This window comes from Sphingobium cupriresistens (assembly GCF_004152865.1).
GTDB lineage: Bacteria > Pseudomonadota > Alphaproteobacteria > Sphingomonadales > Sphingomonadaceae > Sphingobium > Sphingobium cupriresistens.
In genome coordinates, this window is the sequence record NZ_SEOO01000028.1 from 22031 (window position 1) to 40232 (window position 18202).

17 protein-coding genes and 1 pseudogene are annotated in these 18202 nt (G+C 64.5%); 8 read left to right on the plus strand and 10 right to left on the minus strand.

The annotated features are described in order from the left end of the window. Nucleotides 1-111: 111 nt before the first annotated feature. From odhB to EWH12_RS15795, 7 genes are all read right to left on the minus strand, one after another. Nucleotides 112-1371: a 2-oxoglutarate dehydrogenase complex dihydrolipoyllysine-residue succinyltransferase gene (gene odhB, locus EWH12_RS15765; RefSeq protein WP_129927171.1), complete on the minus strand. Its 1260-nt coding sequence runs from the start codon at nt 1369-1371 to the stop codon at nt 112-114. An 8-nt stretch (nt 1372-1379) separates the two neighbouring features. Next, a complete protein-coding gene (locus EWH12_RS15770) occupies nt 1380-4175 on the minus strand; it encodes a 2-oxoglutarate dehydrogenase E1 component (protein ID WP_129927172.1) in 2796 nt (931 codons plus the stop codon). A gap of 89 nt (nt 4176-4264) precedes the next feature. After that, on the minus strand, nt 4265-5149 hold the full coding sequence (gene sucD, locus EWH12_RS15775) for a succinate--CoA ligase subunit alpha (protein ID WP_066600303.1): 885 nt from the start codon (nt 5147-5149) through the stop codon (nt 4265-4267). A 97-nt stretch (nt 5150-5246) separates the two neighbouring features. Beyond that, nucleotides 5247-6209 (minus strand): malate dehydrogenase, encoded by a 963-nt coding sequence (mdh, locus tag EWH12_RS15780; RefSeq protein ID WP_066600301.1) that lies wholly within the window; start codon nt 6207-6209, stop codon nt 5247-5249. 323 nt (nt 6210-6532) lie between these two features. After that, entirely contained in the window at nt 6533-7648 is a 1116-nt protein-coding gene (gene zapE / locus EWH12_RS15785) for a cell division protein ZapE (RefSeq protein WP_129927173.1), read from the minus strand. Next, nucleotides 7645-8103: a PaaI family thioesterase gene (locus EWH12_RS15790; protein WP_066600294.1), complete on the minus strand. Its 459-nt coding sequence runs from the start codon at nt 8101-8103 to the stop codon at nt 7645-7647. Before EWH12_RS15790 ends, zapE begins: the two co-directional genes overlap by 4 nt. A 5-nt stretch (nt 8104-8108) precedes the next feature. Continuing rightward, complete coding sequence (locus tag EWH12_RS15795; RefSeq protein WP_066600291.1) at nt 8109-8897, minus strand: succinate dehydrogenase iron-sulfur subunit; 789 nt, start codon at nt 8895-8897, stop codon at nt 8109-8111. Nucleotides 8898-9087: 190 nt separating this feature from the next. Here EWH12_RS15795 and EWH12_RS15800 point away from each other — a divergent pair, with 190 nt between their 5' ends. The 6 genes and pseudogenes from EWH12_RS15800 to EWH12_RS22960 all read left to right on the plus strand — a co-directional run. Then, a complete protein-coding gene (locus EWH12_RS15800) occupies nt 9088-10173 on the plus strand; it encodes a glycosyl transferase (RefSeq protein WP_129927174.1) in 1086 nt (361 codons plus the stop codon). A 3-nt stretch (nt 10174-10176) separates the two neighbouring features. After that, complete coding sequence (locus EWH12_RS15805) at nt 10177-11280, plus strand: CDP-alcohol phosphatidyltransferase family protein (RefSeq protein ID WP_129927175.1); 1104 nt, start codon at nt 10177-10179, stop codon at nt 11278-11280. After that, nucleotides 11277-11714 (plus strand): HIT family protein, encoded by a 438-nt coding sequence (locus EWH12_RS15810; RefSeq protein WP_066600283.1) that lies wholly within the window; start codon nt 11277-11279, stop codon nt 11712-11714. The genes EWH12_RS15805 and EWH12_RS15810 overlap by 4 nt, the downstream gene beginning before the upstream one ends. Nucleotides 11715-11874: 160 nt before the next feature. After that, complete coding sequence (locus tag EWH12_RS15815; protein WP_066600281.1) at nt 11875-12402, plus strand: DUF192 domain-containing protein; 528 nt, start codon at nt 11875-11877, stop codon at nt 12400-12402. 49 nt (nt 12403-12451) lie between these two features. Continuing rightward, nucleotides 12452-12850, plus strand: a complete 399-nt coding sequence (locus EWH12_RS15820; RefSeq protein WP_129927176.1) for an NADH:ubiquinone oxidoreductase subunit NDUFA12 — start codon at nt 12452-12454, stop codon at nt 12848-12850. A 248-nt stretch (nt 12851-13098) separates the two neighbouring features. Further along, nucleotides 13099-13269: pseudogene (locus EWH12_RS22960) on the plus strand (DUF2155 domain-containing protein); the annotation flags it as partial. Nucleotides 13270-13304: 35 nt separating this feature from the next. On the opposite strand, the gene aat reads toward EWH12_RS22960, so the two are convergent. Continuing rightward, nucleotides 13305-14057 (minus strand): leucyl/phenylalanyl-tRNA--protein transferase, encoded by a 753-nt coding sequence (gene aat / locus EWH12_RS22700; protein WP_129927177.1) that lies wholly within the window; start codon nt 14055-14057, stop codon nt 13305-13307. A 97-nt stretch (nt 14058-14154) separates the two neighbouring features. Between aat and EWH12_RS15835 the strand changes: the two genes are divergently transcribed. Next, nucleotides 14155-15435: a dipeptidase gene (locus EWH12_RS15835; protein ID WP_129927178.1), complete on the plus strand. Its 1281-nt coding sequence runs from the start codon at nt 14155-14157 to the stop codon at nt 15433-15435. Nucleotides 15436-15499: 64 nt separating this feature from the next. Here EWH12_RS15835 and EWH12_RS15840 read toward each other — a convergent pair whose 3' ends face one another. Both EWH12_RS15840 and EWH12_RS15845 read right to left on the minus strand, forming a co-directional pair. After that, entirely contained in the window at nt 15500-16534 is a 1035-nt protein-coding gene (locus EWH12_RS15840) for a S66 peptidase family protein (protein WP_207212419.1), read from the minus strand. Between the two features lie 2 nt (nt 16535-16536). Continuing rightward, nucleotides 16537-16980, minus strand: coding sequence for a cupin domain-containing protein (locus EWH12_RS15845; protein ID WP_066600272.1), 444 nt, complete (start codon nt 16978-16980; stop codon nt 16537-16539). 82 nt (nt 16981-17062) lie between these two features. On the opposite strand from EWH12_RS15845, the gene dapE reads away from it, so the two are divergent. Continuing rightward, nucleotides 17063-18202, plus strand: a complete 1140-nt coding sequence (gene dapE, locus EWH12_RS15850; RefSeq protein WP_066600271.1) for a succinyl-diaminopimelate desuccinylase — start codon at nt 17063-17065, stop codon at nt 18200-18202.

The following is an 18202-nucleotide window of genomic DNA, read 5'->3' on the forward strand; positions in this document are numbered from 1 at the left end:
TCTCCGTTCGCCCTGAGCCTGTCGAAGGGCATTACTTCTTCTTTTGTCCTTCGGGAAGGACGGGGCTTCGACAGGCTCAGCCCGAACGGATAGGATGTCTGGTCGCGACCTTTACAGGTCGATCAGCAGGCGGGTTGGGTCTTCGATCGCGTTCTTGACCGCGACGAGGAAGGTGACCGCTTCGCGACCATCGACCATGCGATGGTCGTAGCTGAGCGCCAGATACATCATTGGACGGATCACAATCTGACCGTCACGAACGACCGGGCGGTCCTCGATGCGGTGCAGGCCAAGAACCCCCGACTGGGGCGGGTTGATGATCGGGCTGGACAGCAGCGAGCCGAACACGCCGCCATTGGAGATGGTGAAGGTGCCGCCCTTCATATCTTCCATCGTCAGCTTGCCTTCCTTGGCCTTCTTGCCAAAGCCGCCGATGGTCTTTTCGATGTCCGCGACGCTCAGCGATTCGGCGTTGCGGATGACCGGAACCACCAGGCCGGTGGGCGCCGACACCGCGACCGAGATGTCGCAGAAATTATTATAGACGATCTCGTCGCCCTCGATCTGCGCATTGACGCCCGGAATGTCGCGCAGCGCCATGCAGACGGCCTTGGTGAAAAAGCCCATGAAGCCCAGACGGACGCCATGCTTCTTCTCGAACAGATCCTTATACTTGGCCCGCGCCTCGATGATGTTGGTCATGTCGACGTCGTTGTAGGTGGTCAGCAGAGCAGCGGTGTTCTGCGCTTCCTTCAACCGCTTGGCGACCGTCTGGCGCAGGCGCGTCATCTTGACCCGTTCCTGTGCGCGGCTGGGACCAGCGGCAGGCGCTTCGGCGGCGGAAGCAGCGGCAGCAGCCGCACCGGCGGCGGCCTTGGCGGTGCCGGCGGCGGCGGCGGCGGTGACGTCGTCCTTGGTCAGGCGACCGTCCTTGCCGGTGCCCTTGATCTTGCTGGGGTCAAGGCCATGTTCCAGCACAAGGCGGCGGACCGCCGGCGACAGGGTCAGGTTGCCACCCTCTTCATCATCCGAAGCAGCGGGCGCCGGCGCAGAAGCGGCCGGGGCCGGGGCGGCGGCTTCCGCCTTCGCGGCGGGCGCAGCGGCGGCAGGCGCCGGAGCAGCGGCAACCGAACCGCCTTCGTTCACATAGGCCAGCAGCGCGCCGACCTCAACCGTGTCGCCTTCCTTGGCGATGATGTCGCCCATGACGCCGGCCACGGTCGAGGGCACATCGACCGCGACCTTGTCGGTTTCGAGGGACACGATCGGCTCGTCGACCTTGACGGCTTCACCGGGCTTCTTGAGCCACTGGCCCACGGTTGCTTCGGTAACGGATTCGCCCAGAGTGGGGACTTTGACTTCGGTAGCCATGAGCTTGATCAGCCTTTCTTCTGGCGACGGATTTCGGTGCGGACGCTGTGACCCAGCGCATCGGCGACGAGTGCGCCCTGTTCGGACACATGACGCGACGCCAGACCAGTCGCGGGCGAGGCGGACGCCTTGCGGCCGGCATAACGGGCGCGCTTGGGCGCCTTGCCAGCCTTGACCAGGGCTTCCTCGATATAGGGTTCGACGAAGAACCATGCGCCATTGTTGCGCGGCTCCTCCTGACACCACACGATATCTTCCAAATTGGTCATACGCTCGATGCGCGTGGCCAGGGCGTCGGTCGCGAACGGATAGATTTGTTCGATGCGAACGATCTGCACATCTTTGTCCCCGGCGGCGTCGCGCGCTTCCATCAGGTCGTAGAACACCTTGCCGGAACACAGGACCAGGCGCTTGGTATCCTTGTCCGCCGACCCATTGGGATCGGACAGGATGCGCTTGAACTGGGTTTCGCCCTGGAAGTCCTCCGCCTTGCTGACCGCCAGCTTGTGCCGGAGCAGCGACTTGGGCGCCATGATGATGAGCGGTTTGCGGAAGGGTCGCAGCATCTGGCGACGCAGCGCGTGGAAATAGTTCGCCGGGGTCGTGATGTTGGCGACCTGGATATTGCCTTCCGCACATAGTTGCAGGAAGCGTTCCAGACGCGCCGAACTATGTTCCGGCCCCTGCCCTTCATAGCCGTGCGGCAACAGGCAGACGAGGCCGTTGGAGCGCAGCCACTTGGTTTCGGACGAAGCGATATACTGGTCGAAGATGATCTGCGCGCCATTGGCGAAATCGCCGAACTGCGCTTCCCACAGCACCAGGCTCTTCGGGTCGGCCAGCGCGAAACCATATTCGAAGCCCAGCACGCCATATTCGGACAGCGGCGAATCCAGCACCTCGAACCGGCCATGCGGCACGGTCGACAGCGGGATATATTTATTCTCGCTGTCCTGATCGGTCCAGACCGCGTGACGCTGGCTGAACGTGCCGCGTCCAGAATCCTGACCCGACAGGCGGACGCCATAGCCTTCGGACAGGAGCGAGCCGAAAGCCAAAGCCTCGCCAGTCGCCCAGTCGAAATTCTCGCCGGACTTGAACATCTCCGCCTTGGCCGCGAGCACGCGGGTCAGCGTCTTGTGGACGTTCAGCCCTTCGGGAACGGTGGTCAGCGTCTTGCCCAGGCTGTCGAACAGCTTGGTGCTGATCGCCGAATCCACGCTTTGGCGCGATGTTTCGGCGTCGGCCGGCTTGTGCAGCCCCGACCAGCGGCCGGCGAACCAGTCGGCCTTGTTGGCCTTGTAGCTCTTGGCCGCCTCGAACTCTTCCTCCAGATGATTGACGAAATCGCCCGTCACCTTGCTGACATAGTCGTCATCGACCACGCCTTCGCTCTTCAACCGCGCCGAATAGACGTCGCTGACCGGCGGATGCTGGCGGATTTCCTTGTACATCAGGGGCTGAGTGAAGCCCGGCTCATCGCCTTCATTATGACCGAAGCGGCGATAGCACCACATGTCGATCACGATGTCGCGGTGGAAGGTCTGGCGATATTCCATCGCCAGCTTGCACGCGAAGGTCACGGCTTCGGGATCGTCGCCATTGACGTGCAGGATCGGCGCCTGAACCCCCTTCGCCACGTCGGACGGATAGGGCGAGCCGCGCGAGAATTGCGGGCTGGTGGTGAAGCCGATCTGGTTGTTGATGATGAAGTGGACGCAGCCGCCGGTATTGTAACCATGCACGCCGGAGAAGCCGAGGCATTCCCACACGATGCCCTGACCCGCGAACGCCGCGTCGCCGTGTATCAGCACGGGCAATACCTGCTCATGCTTGCCCAGGTCATCGCGGAAGGTCTGCTGCGCGCGCACCTTGCCCAACACCACCGGGTCGACGGTTTCGAGGTGCGAGGGGTTCGGCACCAGCGACATATGGACCTTGACGCCATCGAACTCGCGATCGGTCGAGGTGCCGAGGTGATATTTCACGTCGCCCGAACCGCCGACATCTTCGGGATTGGCGGTGCCACCCGAAAATTCGTGGAAGATGACGCGGAAGCCCTTGGCCATCACATTGGCCAGCACGTTGAGTCGGCCGCGATGGGCCATGCCGAACACGATCTCGCGAACCCCGGACTGGCCACCATATTTAATGACCGCTTCCAGCGCAGGGATCATGGATTCGCCGCCGTCCAGGCCGAAACGCTTGGTGCCGACATATTTGCGGCCCAGGAACTTCTCATATTGCTCGCCCTGGATGACCTTCGCCAGGATCGCTTTCTTGCCTTCGGGCGTGAACTGGATTTCCTTGTCCTTGCCCTCCAGCCGGTCCTGCAGGAAGCGGCGCTCCTCCACATCCGCGATGTGCATATATTCCAGGCCGACATTGCCGCAATAATTGGCGCGCAGGATCGCGACGATCTCCGCCACGGTCGCATATTGCAGGCCCAGCGTGCCGCCCAGATAGATCTTCTTGGCGGGATCGGTCAGGCCATGATATTCCGGCGTCAAATCAGCTGGCAGATCACGCTTGGTCAGGCCCAGCGGATCGAGATTGGCGGCCAGATGCCCGCGCACGCGATAGGTGCGAATCAGCATCTGCGCGCGAATGGCGTCATCGGCGGCGGCGACGGCGTCGGCATCCGACACGGCCTTGCCGGCGGACTTGGCGGCGGCCTTCACGGCGACCTGCATCTGCGTGGGGTCCATCGCCCCGGTCAGATCGTCGGTATCGCTCAGCGGCCAGTTGTCGCGCTGCCAGCTTGGCCCGCGCTCAAACTCGAATTCCTGGTTCTCGTAACCCATGTTCCTACGTCCCATCCCAGCCGCGTGCAGTCGCGGATGCGGGAAAATAGCGGCCAAGGTGCAGCCCGGCCGCTTTTTCTATCGGCTGATCAGCCCTTGAGCACTTCGACCAGCGTCGAGCCAAGCTCGGACGGGCTGGCGGCGACCTTGATACCGGCCGCTTCCATCGCCGCGATCTTGCTTTCCGCGTCGCCCTTGCCACCCGACACGATCGCGCCGGCATGGCCCATGCGACGGCCCGGAGGGGCGGTACGACCGGCGATAAAGCCAGCCATCGGCTTCTTGCGGCCACGCTTGGCTTCGTCGATCAGGAACTGGGCGGCCTGCTCCTCTGCGTCGCCGCCGATTTCACCGATCATGATGATCGATTCGGTGGCGTCGTCGGCCAGGAACAGTTCCAGAACGTCGATGAAGTTGGTGCCGTTGACCGGATCGCCGCCGATGCCGACGGCAGTGGTCTGGCCCAGGCCCGCATTGGTGGTCTGGAACACGGCTTCATAGGTCAGCGTGCCGGAGCGCGACACGACGCCGACCGAACCCTTGGAGAAGATCGAACCGGGCATGATGCCGATCTTGCATTCGCCCGGCGTCAGAACGCCGGGGCAATTCGGACCGATCAGGCGCGATTTGCTGCCCGACAAAGCGCGCTTCACGCGGACCATGTCGAGGACCGGGATGCCTTCGGTGATCGCGACGATCAGCGGGATTTCCGCGTCGATCGCTTCCAGGATAGAATCGGCCGCGAATGGCGGCGGCACATAGATGACCGATGCGTCGGCGCCGGTCTTGCTCTTGGCTTCCGCAACGGTGTCGTACATGGGCAAGCCGATATGGCTGGAGCCGCCCTTGCCGGGGGTCACGCCGGCAACCATCTGGGTGCCGTAGGCCAGGGCCTGTTCGGTGTGGAATGTGCCGGTGGCACCGGTCATACCCTGGGTGATGACCTTGGTGTTCTTGTTCACCAGAATGGACATGCGTGTCCCTTTTCTTCTGTGGAAGTGGCACTTGGGATCTAAAGCGCCCCGTCCCAGGCTGCGCACTTACCTGGAACGGGACGGTGCAGCTCTAAAGTCAGGCGAGCGAGGGGTCGATGCCCTTGCACGCTTCCAGCAATTCCTTGACGGCATCGACCGACACCTGAAGGTTCGCCTTGGCTTCCTCGTTCAGTTCGATCTCGATGATCTGCTCCACGCCATCCTTGCCGATGATGACCGGCACGCCGACATAGAGATTGTCGACGCCATATTGGCCGGTCAGGTTCGCGGCGCAGGGCAGCAGGCGCTTCTTGTCGCCCAGATAGGCTTCGGCCATGGCGATCGCGCTGGTGGCGGGCGCATAGAAGGCCGAACCGGTCTTGAGCAGCGCGACGATTTCGCCGCCGCCCGAACGGGTGCGCGCGACGATGGCGTCGATGCGCTCCTGCGTCGAACGGCCCTGCTTGATGAGGTCAGGAACAGGGATGCCGGCGACGGTCGAATATTCGATCACCGGGACCATCGTGTCGCCATGGCCGCCCAGCACGAAGCTGGTGACGTCCTTGGCCGAAACCTGGAATTCCTCGGCGAGGAAATGGTTGAAGCGCGACGAGTCGAGCACGCCGGCCATGCCGACGACCTTGTTGTGGGGCAGGCCCGAAAATTCGCGCAGCGCCCACACCATCGCATCAAGCGGGTTGGTGATGCAGATGACGAAGGCGTCGGGTGCGTTGGCGGCGATGCCTTCGCCCACGGCCTTCATGACCTTGAGGTTGATGCCCAGCAGGTCATCGCGGCTCATGCCCGGCTTGCGCGCCACGCCGGCGGTGACGATGATGACGTCCGCGCCCGCGATGTCGGCATAATCGTTCGAACCGGTGATCTTCGCGTCGAAACCTTCGACTGATGCGCACTGCGAGAGATCAAGCGCTTTGCCCTGCGGCACGCCTTCGACGACGTCGAACAGAACGATATCGCCCAGACTCTTGAGCGCCGCCAGGTGCGCCAATGTGCCGCCGATATTGCCTGCGCCGATGAGCGCGATCTTGTTCCGGGCCATATGCAATCATCCTCCAAGTCTTGACTACTGGAATTGCTGGCCCGCCTACGCCCTTCGAACAGGGGTTTCAACCGCCGAAATCTCAGGAAGGCAAATTATCTTTGCAATTCATTCGCAATTGCATTAAATGCGATTCACACCCTGTCGCTGCGGACTTCTACCCTGGTCCTCAGCCTTCCCTGCAGCGGTATCCTGCCGGGCGCCTTTCTCCTCGGAGGCGCCCGGCCTGTTTCCCACCTTAAGATTGCGGCCTGATGAACGGGGCGCGCGCCATCGGACGGACGGATTCAGCCCGGCGATGAACAGACCAACCGTCAGGAAGACTATTTAGGCCCGTGGCCCAATTCGAGATAATCGTCCGACTGCATTTCCATCAGCCGCGACACGGTGCGTTCGAACTCGAACGCGCCGTCCCCTTGTGGATACAGGCGCGCCGGCTCGGCATCGGCCGACGCCAGCAATTTCACCTTATATTCGTAGAGCGAGTCGATCAGAGTCACGAAGCGCGCGGCTTCGTTCCGGTTTTCCGGCCCCAGCACGGGAATGCCGACGATGATGACCGTATGATATTTACGCGCGATCGCCAGATAGTCGGGCGCGCCACGCGCTTCGGCGCACAGCCGCTTGAACGAGAATACCGCGACGCCTTTGAGGCTTTTGGGCACATGCAGCGTCCGGCCGCCCTGCACGACGACATCTTCCGAGGGCACATGGGCGCGGTCTGACGGCGGATAGTCTGTCAGACGGAAGAAAGCGGTGCTCAACGCCTGTGTGGCTTCGTCGCCATTGGGGCAATGCCACAGCGTCGCGTCACCCAGCCGGTCGCGTCGATAATCGACCGGCCCGTTCAGCGTCATCACATCCAGCTTCACCTTGATCAGGTCGATGAAGGGCAGGAAGAGCTGGCGGTTGAGGCCGTTCTTGTAGAGTTCGTCCGGCTCGCGGTTGGACGTAGTGACGATCGTCACCCGCTTTTCCAGCAGGCCGGTGAACAGCCGCGACATGATCGCCGCATCGGCCATATTGTTGACGACCATCTCGTCGAAGCAGAGCAGGCGCGCCTCGTCGGCCAGCGACTCGACCACCGGCGGGATCGGATCACCCGTTTCCGACTTGCGCGCTTCGGCCAGCCGCGCATGAACGTCGAGCATGAACTCATGGAAATGCGCGCGTTTCTTGCGCGCGATCTGCACCGTGTCGAAAAACAGGTCCATCAGCATGGATTTGCCGCGCCCGACGCCGCCCCACATATAGAGGCCGCGGGGCGGCTCCGGCGCCTTGCGCAGCAGCTTCCACAGCGTCGATCCGCGCGCGGGGGCCGCCTCCAATTCGCGTTGCAGGGTATCGAGCCGTTCCGCCCCGGCTTGCTGGTCGGGGTCAGCGCGCAACTCGCCCGCCGCCACCAGCGCGCGGTAACGGTCCATCACATGGCTCGTCATGCTTCCGGCGCCTTGCGCAATGTGGCGGTGGACGCGGCGATCGTCCGCCCATCCTGCGCCAATGTCAGGCGCAGGAACAGCAGCCGCCCGGTTTCCCCCAGCAGTTCGACCTGCGCGCGCAGAATATGATCGGCCCGGCCCGCCGCCATATATTGCATCGAGAGTTCGACCGTGACCGCGCTGGCCTGCGCCGGACGGCCGACGGCCACCATCGCGGAAAAATAGGCATGATCGGCAAAAGCCGCGAGAAAGCCGCCATGCAGCGAGCCCAGGCGGTTGCGATGATGGACGCGCGGCTCCAGCTCGACGATCGCGCGCACGGCGCCATCGGGCTGCGAATAGATCGGACCGAGCAGGGTGAGGAACGTGTCCGGCACCGGCTCCATCCATTGCAGCCAGCCGGCACGCGGCCCGTCGGTGACGCGCCGCGCTATCGCCTTTTCACCCGCCTCCACGGTGATCAGAGCTGCCGTTCGACCATCATCTTCTTGGTTTCGGCGATCGCCTTGGCCGGCGAAAGCCCCTTGGGGCAGACATTGGCGCAGTTCATGATGGTGTGGCAGCGATAGAGGCGGAAGGGATCTTCCAGTTCGTCCAGCCGCTCGCCGGTATATTCGTCGCGGCTGTCGGCCAGCCAGCGATAGGCCTGGAGCAGGATCGCCGGGCCAAGAAACTTGTCGCTATTCCACCAGTAGGACGGGCAGCTGGTCGAGCAGCAGGCGCACAGGATGCACTCGTACAGGCCGTCCAGCTTCTCGCGGTCGGCGGGCGACTGGAGCCGCTCCTTGCCCGACGGCGGCGGCGACACGGTCTTCAGCCAGGGCTGGATCGAGTTATATTGCGCGTAGAAATGAGTGAAGTCGGGCACCAGATCCTTGATCACGTCCATATGCGGCAACGGCGTAATGCGCACATCCTTGCCGCTGCACTCGTCGATCGCGGTGGTGCAGGCCAGGCCGTTCTTGCCGTTCATGTTCATCGAACAGCTGCCGCAAATACCCTCGCGACACGACCGGCGGAAGGTCAGCGTGGGATCATATTCATTCTTGATCTTCAGCAGCGCGTCCAGAACCATCGGCCCGCAGGTGTCGAGGTCGATCTCGAACGTATCGTAACGCGGGTTCTGCCCGGAGTCAGGATCGTAGCGATAGACTTTGAAGCTGCGCACATTGGACGCGCCGGCGGGCGCGGGGTGGGTCACGCCCTTGCCGCTGATCTTGCTGTTCTTGGGCAACGCAAATTCGGCCATCGCTCGTCGAGCCTCTTCGAAAGATGTCTATCAGTTGGGGGTCCGCATAACAAAAAATAAGCAAAGGTCCAGCGCCGCGGACCATGTTTCTGTCCCAGGCCCCTTGTTGCAAACGGATTGCAACGAGTCGGACGGCCGCTTGCTTCCTCCACCATCCACGTTAGGGCGGCACATCTCCAAGGATATAGTCTTGCCGACCGACATCGCCTTTCTCGCCATCGCCGAAGCGCAACAGCTCTATCACTGGCTGCCCGCCGCGCTGGAACTGGCGCGGCGGCCCGGCGTGCGGGTCAGTGTGCTGTCGCCCTCGGACCAGCTATTGGCGCTCGTCGCCAGCTATGATCCGCAAGGGATTTTGCGCCCCGTCCGCCTGCGCCGTCCACCCTCGCGCCCCGACTCGCTGTTCCGCCAGCCTTCCCGGCTCGCGACGCTGCTCCTCAACTATGCCACCATCGCCCGCTTCCCGACTCTGGTGACGACGGAGATCAGCAGCGCCTGGCTGCGGCGCGTGCCGGGTTTCACATCGCATCTGATCCTTATCAAACATGGCGCGGGCGACCGGGAAGGCGGCTACAAGAAGCGCCACGCCGATTTCGACCTGACCCTGGTCGCGGGCGAAAAGGACCGCCGCCGCATGATCGACCGGGGCCTGTGCACGCCCGAAGCGATCGCGGTCGGCGGCTATGCCAAATTCGAACTGAAGGCGCCGCGCCAGCGCTATTTCTACAATGACGATCCGGTGCTGCTCTATAATCCGCATTTCGACCCGGCGCTGTCTTCCTGGGTCAATCACGGGCCGGCGATACTGGCGTCACTGGAGTCGCTCACTGGCTGGAACGTCATCATCGCGCCGCATACCAAGCTGGCGCGCGCCGCCGCCCCGATCGTCAGCCACGCGCCCCATATCCGCGTCGATATGGGCAGCCGCCAGTCGATCGACATGAGCTATACGATGAGCGCGGACGTCTATCTGGGCGACGTATCGAGCCAGGTATACGAGTTCCTGCTCCACCCCCGGCCCTGCATCTTCCTCAACCTCGACCATCGCGACGGCGCGGGCGACGCCTTCGCCCATTGGCGCTTGGGCCAGGTGATCGACAGCGCCGACGCCCTTCCGCAAGCCCTCGCCCGCGCAACCGGCTTGCAACCCGGCTTCGTTGCTGCGCAGGAAGCAGCGATGCAGCAATCGATCAATCTGTCCCCGGTCCCCGCCTCGCAACGCCAGGCCGACCTCATCCTGAATTTCGCCCAAACCTCTCATCCCGCGAAGAGCTAGAGCATGACCCAGACCCTCACCACCACCCTCGGCCCCGTGCGCCTTCTGGGCGACAACGCTACGCCGATCTGGGGCATGACCAATGCCGAACGCAATCGCCGCATGGCGGAAAGCGCAGCCAAGAACGGCAGCACCCTCGCGCCGAGGCATGAACTGGTCTTCAACCTGACCTATGCCTTCGACCCGCTGCTGCTGCGGCTGGCGCTCGAAACGCCGGGCACGCTCTTCGCCTGGCGCAACACGCCGATCGTGGGCCAGATACCGCAGGGCAGCGATCCGCTGGCCGCGCCCAACGTCATAGACCTGTCGGACGGCCGCAAGCTCTACAACCGCCAGTTGCGCAAGCTGGAGCAGCCGATGGTGCGCGAACTGACCCCCGCGACCCGGCGCGCAATCGAGCGGCAAAGCTATTTCGGCGCCTATAAGGGCGTCACCGACATCCTCACCAAATATCTCTGGCCCGAACTGGCGCTGGTCCTGACCCGCATCGCCGCGCAGTTGAAGATGACGCCCAATATGGTGTCGGTGATCGGCGTCACCCTCTGCCTCGTCGCGACCTATCTGTTCGCGCAGGGCATGTTCTGGACCGGGTTCCTCTCCGGCTTCATCTTCATGGTGCTGGATACGGTGGACGGCAAACTCGCCCGCTGCACCATCACATCGTCCAAATGGGGCAATGTGATCGACCATGGCGTCGACCTCGTCCACCCGCCCTTCTGGTGGTATTTCTGGGGCACGGGCCTCGCCTATTGGGGCCTCTCGCTCTCGACCCAGGCCTTTGCGCTGGTGATGGCCGCAGTGATTGCGGGCTATATCCTGCAACGGCTGATCGAGGGGATGTTCCTCAAGGATTTCAAGATGGACATCCATGTCTGGCGCCCCTTCGACAGCCAGTTCCGCCTGGTCACCGCGCGCCGCAACCCGAACATGGTCATCCTGTTCGTCTCGCTGCTCTTCGCCCGCCCCGACATCGGCCTGATCGCGCTGGCCTGGTGGACCGTCATCTCGCTGGTCGTCCACGCCATCCGCCTGGGCCAAGCCTATGGCGTCAAGCGCAGCGGCCGGCCGATCGTCAGCTGGATGGATGAAGCGGAGGCAGCCCTGTGAACGCCACCATCGCAAAATTCGGCTACCCCACGACCCTGATCGCGGAGTTCGATCATTGGCTGGTCCTCCTGCGTCCCGCCCAGCCGACGCTGGGATCGCTGATATTGGCGGCAAAGAGCGACGCGACCGCCTTCGGCGACCTGCCGGCAGAGGCCCATGCGGAGCTGAAAAACGTCACCGCCACGATCGAGACGGCGCTGCGCGGCGCGGTGGACTATGCGAAGATCAACTATCTGATGCTGATGATGATCGACCCCAACGTCCATTTCCACGTCATCCCCCGCTATGAAGGCGAGCGGACCGGCGGCGGCGTGACGGTGGCGGATGCAGGCTGGCCGGGACAACCGGACCTGGGCGCGGCGGTCAAGCTGGATGGCGATTTGGACGGTGTGCGGGATTGGTTGAAGGGATTGTTCGAAAGGCCAATCGCCTGACATCAAACCCCTCATCCCCGCACAGGCGGGCGCGGTTGAGATCAGGACATAGGTTCCAGCGCTCGCCCCGCGGTCGCCCTTTGGGTCGCGGAATGGCGAAAAGGGCTGGTGAACTGCCATTCCCCTCCCCATCGGCCGCGAATCGCATTAGGCAGTCGGCATGATCCGCTTTCCCGCCCTTCTCGCCCTTTGCCTGCTGGCCGCCTGTTCCAGCCGCCAGCCCGCGCCCGACAACAGCGCGCAGGCGCAAGCCGCCGATGCCATGCTGCCGGTGGTGATCCGCACCGCCAAGGGCGGGCATCGGTTCGACGTCGAAGTGGCCGCAACGCCGCAGGCGCAGGAAAAGGGGCTGATGTTCCGCAAGGAACTCGCCCCTGACGGCGGCATGCTCTTCCCGATGGACCCGCCGCGCACGGCAAGTTTCTGGATGAAGGACACGCTGATCCCGCTCGACATGCTGTTCATCCATACCGACGGGACAATCGCTTTCCTCAAGAGCAACGCACAGCCCTATTCGCGCATCCCGGTGTCCGCCGGCGTGCCCGTCGCCGCCGTGCTGGAACTGGCCGGCGGGCGCGCGGCGGCGTTGGGCATCGCGGAAGGCGATGTCGTCAACTGGGGCGGTTGCGCGGTGCCGGGCGGGAAGGTGACGACCGACCGCAATTTCTGTCCGGCCGCGCCGCGATAGCCCATATCCTCCTTGCCCACGCCCGTCGCAGCGGCTAAGCGCTTGGCCCATGGGAATCCTCGGCAAGATCTTCACCTGGTGGGATGGCGCGACCATCGGCACCGCGCTCTTCACCTCCCGCAAGGGCAGCAAGGTCGGTGAAGACCATCAGGGCAATATCTATTATCAGGGCGGCGTCGACCCCAATGGCCTGACGCGCCGCTGGGTCATTTATAATGGCGCCAACGATGCCAGCCGCGTGCCGGCCGAATGGCATGGCTGGCTGCATCATTCGATCGAGGGCGCGCCAGAAAGCTTCCTGCCGCCGTCGCGCATATGGGAACGGGAATCGACCCCCAACGCCACCGGCACGATCAACGCCTATCGCCCGTCCGGCGCGCTCGAAAAGGGCGGCCAGCGCCAGAAGGCGACCGGCGATTATGAGGCGTGGAGCCCCGACGCGGCATGACCCGGCGTGCGGCGGGGGGCATCCCGCCGATCCTGTTGCACTTGCCTCTGCTATCCTGTGCGCTGGCGCTGGCCGCGTGCGGCAAGAATGACGTGCCCGCGGGTAACCAGACCGGACCGGTCAAGGTCGAAGGATCGCCGATCCGGTCGGCCGCCGGCGGCGCGTTGCCCGGCACCACGCCGATGGCGGAGCGCAACGCCGTCATCGGCTTGCTCAACAAGCGCAACGGCCTGACCCGCGACCTCACCATGAAGCCGGGCGAAGCGTTGCGCGTGGGCGATGCGATCGTGCGGTTGCAAGCGTGCGAAACCAGCGCGCCATGGGAAAATGTGCAGGAAACCGGCGCTTTCATCCAGTTGGACGTGCGCAGTAGCGCCGATGGCAAGTGGCGACGCACTTTTTCCGGCTGGCTGTTCCGCGAACGGCCCGACCGCAATGTCGTGCAGCATCCGATCTATGACGTGTGGGTCAGAAGCTGTGCGATGGCCTGGCCCGAAACCGGGCCGGAGACGGTCAAGCTGGGCGCCAAAGGCGAACCCATCGCCGCGGCGTCGCCCGCCAGCGGCGCGAACGCCAGTTCCGCCGCCGCGCCTGAACCCGCCGCCAGTGCGCCCGCCCCGGCCCCCAGCGCCACGCCGCCGGTCGCCGCGCCCAGCAACTGAAGATAATCACGCTGGCTGATTTCGACGGCGCCCATGGTGCGCAGATGATCGGTCATGAACTGGCAGTCGAGCAGGGTGAAGCCGCCAAAGCGTAGCCGCGCGACCAGCCAGGCCAGCGCCACTTTCGACGCATCGGTGCGGCGCGACACCATGGATTCGCCGAAAAAGGCGCGGCCGATCGCGACGCCGTAGAGGCCGCCGACCAGCTCGTCGCCCTCCCATATCTCGACCGAATGAGCGAAGCCGGCTGCGTGCAAGTCGCGATAGGCGGCTTCGATCTGATGGTTGATCCAGGTTGATGGGCGATCGGGCGCAGCCTGGGCGCAGAGCGCCAAAATCTGCGCAAAGGCGCGGTTCGCGGTGACGCGGAAACGGTCTCGGCGGATCCGCTTGGACAGCGAGTGCGACAGGTGAAAGCCGTCGAGCGGCAGGATCGCCCGCCGCTTGGGTTCGACCCAATAAACCTCCTTCGCATCACGGTCGTCGGCCATGGGAAAGACGCCGATGGAATAGGCCTGAAGCAGGACGAGCGGATCGATCATCATTCTGGCCAAGGCGTAGCAGACCAGGCGAAGGGGGGAAGCCCCGTTCTGTGATTGCCCCTTATTGACTTGATACCGCGCGGCCCTAGCTTCGCGCCCCATGAAAACGCCATCTCTTTCCCTGGCTCTGGCCTTGTTGCCCCTCCTCCTCGCCGCCCCCGCCGTTCATGCCGCCGCCGATCCCTATGCCGCCCGCGTGGCGCGGGTGCTGAAGGCGACGCCGCTGATCGACGGGCATAATGACTGGCCCGAAGCGCTGGCCGACAAGGCGAAGGATCAGCGCTGGACGATGGCGCTGGACCGGCTGGACCCGGCGACCTTCCACACTGACATCGCGCGGCTGCGGGCCGGCGGCGTGGGCGGGCAATTCTGGTCGGTCTGGGTATCGGCCGACCTGCCCGAATTGCAGCAGGTGAAGGATACGCTGGAGCAGATCGATCTGGCCCACAGTTTCGCGCGCCGTTATCCGCGGGACTTCGCCTTCGTGAACACCGCGGCGGAATTGCGCGCGGCGCACAAGGCGGGACGGGTCGCGTCCCTCCTGGGCGTGGAGGGCGGCGGCCAGATCGACGGCAGCCTGGCCGTGCTGCGCAATTATCGTCAACTTGGCGCATCCTATCTGACGCTGACGCACGCCCGCACCATCGCCTGGGCCGACAGCGCGACCGACAATCCCCAGCATGACGGGCTGACCCCGTTCGGCGAAGCGGTGGTGCATGAATTGAACCGGCTGGGAATGCTGGTGGATTTGAGCCATGTCAGCGAGGGCACGATGCTGGACGCGCTGCGGGTCAGCAAAGCGCCGGTGATCTTCTCCCACTCCAGCGCGCGGGCGATCTGCAACACGCCGCGCAACGTGTCTGACTCGCTGTTGCAGAAGGTTGCGGCCAATGGCGGCGTGGTGATGGTCAATTATGCCCCGCAATATGTGTCGGAGGCGCGCCGTATCTGGAGCGCGGCCCGCAGCGCCGAAGTCGCACGCTATAATGCGCCGCCCTTTGGTGGCCTGTATATCGGCGATCCGGAAGGCGCGAAGATGGCGCTGGCGGCGTGGGAAAAGGCCAATCCAGAGCCGGTGGTCACCTTGTCGCAGGTCGCCGACCATATCGACCATATCGCCAAGGTGGCCGGCGTCGATCATGTCGGCATCGGTAGCGATTTCGATGGCGTGGGATCGCTGCCGCAGGGGCTGAGCGGCGTGCAGACCTATCCGGCGTTGCTGGCCGAACTGATGCGGCGGGGCTGGAGCGACAAGGATATCGCGAAGCTGGCCGGCGAGAATGTGCTGCGGGTGATGGCGGCGGCGGAGAAGGTCGCGGCCGGGATGCAGGGGGAGCCAGCGGGGAGCGGGACCGTGGCCGGGTTGGATGGGAAGGGGTGAATTCTAATCCTCTCCCTTTCAAAGGAGGGGCCTATGGTTCGCACCCACGCTGAGAGTGTTCCCCTTAACTGACCGCCGGCTCTAACAGTCGGATCGTGCCCGCACTCGCATCCATTTCCGCCTCCACGCCCAGCGGCAGGCTATATTGGTTGGCGACATGGCCGAACTGGCCGCCCTGGAAGGCGGGGATAGCGAGCGGTTCGAGATGCTGTTGCAGCACCTCCGACAAGGTGAAGCCGCCATAGCTTGTACCGCCCGGCCCGCAGTCGGTGCATTGGCCGAAGGCGACGCCCGCCAGCTTGCCCAGCACGCCCGCCAGCGACAGCTGCGTCAGCATCCGGTCGATGCGATAGGGCTGCTCTCCAATATCCTCGATAAACAGGATCGCGCCGGTGAAATCGGGCAGATAAGCCGTCCCCATCAGCGCGGCCAGAACGGTGAGGTTGCCGCCCAGCAGCCGCCCGCGCGCCACGCCGGGGCGGAAGGTGCGGATGCGGCCGCTGCGCTGCGCCAGCCGATCCTCCTGCCCGACCGGGGTGGTGAAGGTCGGCGTCGCCGCGTCGAACGCGACGGCGCGGAAGGCGTCCCAGCTAAATGCGCCCCAGCTGCTCGCGGCATTGGGGCCGTGAATGGTGGTGAAACCCGCCTTGGCGGCGAAGGCCAGATGGAGCGCGGTGATGTCCGAAAAGCCGACCAGCAGCTTGGGATTTTTGCGGATCGTCGCGAAATCGAGCCGGGGCAGGATGCGCGCGCAGCCCCAGCCGCCACGCACGGCGAAGACCGCACGCACTTGCGGGTCGGCGAACATCGCATTGACGTCCGCCGCGCGATCCGCGTCTGTCCCGGCCAGATAGCCATAGCGCCCGGCGAGATGCGGCGCGGCCTTGGGCTTCAGGCCCATGGCGACAATCGTTTCCTTGACCAGATCGAGGTCGAACGCGTCGTCGCTGAACCCCGCCGGCTCGATCAGGCCCACCATGTCGCCCGCGCGCAGCCGCGGCGGCTTCACCAGGGGAGCAGGCGCGGCGCGCGCCGATATACTCATCGCCGCGAGCATCGCGCCCATTCCGGTCAGCGCGCCGCGCCGGTCCATCCGCATCGTCAATAGCTGCTCCCATCCTTGTGGCGGTAGGCCCCGCCCGACCAGAGAAGATCGATATCGGGATAATGGCAATCCCCCGTCGGCACCCGGCCGAACGCGACGAACACGCAATCGGCCGCGCTTTCATTGACCAGATGATGGCCGTTCGGATCGCCTTTCGGAAAAGCCGCCATGTCGCCGGCCGTTATCGGCGTGCGCTTGCCCTCCTCCACCAGCACGGCCTCTCCCGCCAGCATCAGCACGAATTCGTCCTCATCCTCATGCCAGTGGCGCTGGGAAGAGGCAGCGCCGGGTTTCAGCACGACATGGCTGACGCCGAAATCGCTGAGGCCGTGGGCGGGGCCGAGCCGTCGCACCCATCGCCCATCGACGATAGCCGCATGGCCGGCGGGATAGCCGGTGCTGTTCGTCTGCGCGATGCTGTCCAGGTCGATCCGTGGCATGGCCGGTCCTCCTGTGGCCTGTCCTCTTGGGGCTGGCCCCCAAAAGCTGGCCAACCCGCATGGCTTTCGCTAACGCGGCAGGATGAGCATGACCAGCACCAATGACGATGTGGTGGCACTGGCCCGGCGCCTGCTGGCCTGCCCGTCCGTAACCCCCGCCACCGGCGAAGTCTTCGCCGCATTGGAGGCGATGCTGGTCCCGCGCGGCTTTACCGTGGATCGGTTCACCGTGGGCGAAGCGCCCGACGGGCCGGTGGAAAATCTGCTGGCCTGGCGCACCACCGGGGCGGGACCGCATTTCGCCTTTGCCGGGCATCTGGACGTGGTGCCGCCGGGCGCAGGCTGGACCAGCGACCCGTTCGCGCCGGAGATTCGCGGCGACCTGCTCTACGGGCGGGGCGCGGTGGACATGAAGGGATCGATCGCCGCCTTCGTCGCGGCGCTGGACGCGCTGCCCGACGATTTGCCCGGCACGATCAGCCTGATCATCACCGGGGACGAGGAAGGGCCGGCCACCTATGGCACGATGGCGCTGATGGACCGGATGCAGGCGCGCGACCTGCGCCCGAACCTGTGCCTGGTGGGGGAGCCGACATCGGCTAAGCGGCTGGGCGACGTGGTGAAGATCGGCCGGCGCGGGTCGGTGAATATGTGGATTCGCGTGACCGGTAGCCAGGGCCATGTCGCCTATCCGCATCTGGCCGACAATCCGATCCCCAAGCTGGTGCGTATCCTGACGGCGATCGAAGCGGAGGTGCTGGACGAGGGGACCGACTGGTTCCAGCCCAGCAATATCGAGATCACCGACCTGGAGGTCGGCAATGTCGCGCATAATGTGATCCCTGCTGCCGCGACCGCGCGCATCTCCATCCGCTTCAACGACCAGCATAGCGGGGCGGCGCTGATCGAACGGATCAAGGGTATCGCGGCCGTCGAGGGCGGGTCGGTGGAGGCCAAGATCAGCGGCGAATCCTTCCTGACCGCGCCGGGCGCGTTCAGCGATCTGGTCAGCGGCGCGATCCGCGACGTGACGGGGGTGGAGACGGAACTGTCCACGACCGGCGGCACGTCCGACGCGCGATTCCTGTCACGGATTTGCCCGGTGGTGGAGTTCGGCCTGAACAATGCGACCATGCACAAGCTGGACGAGGCGGTCGCGGTGCAGGATTTGCGCGATTTGGTGCGAATTTATGCGCTGGTGGTGGAGCGGGCGCTGGGGTGA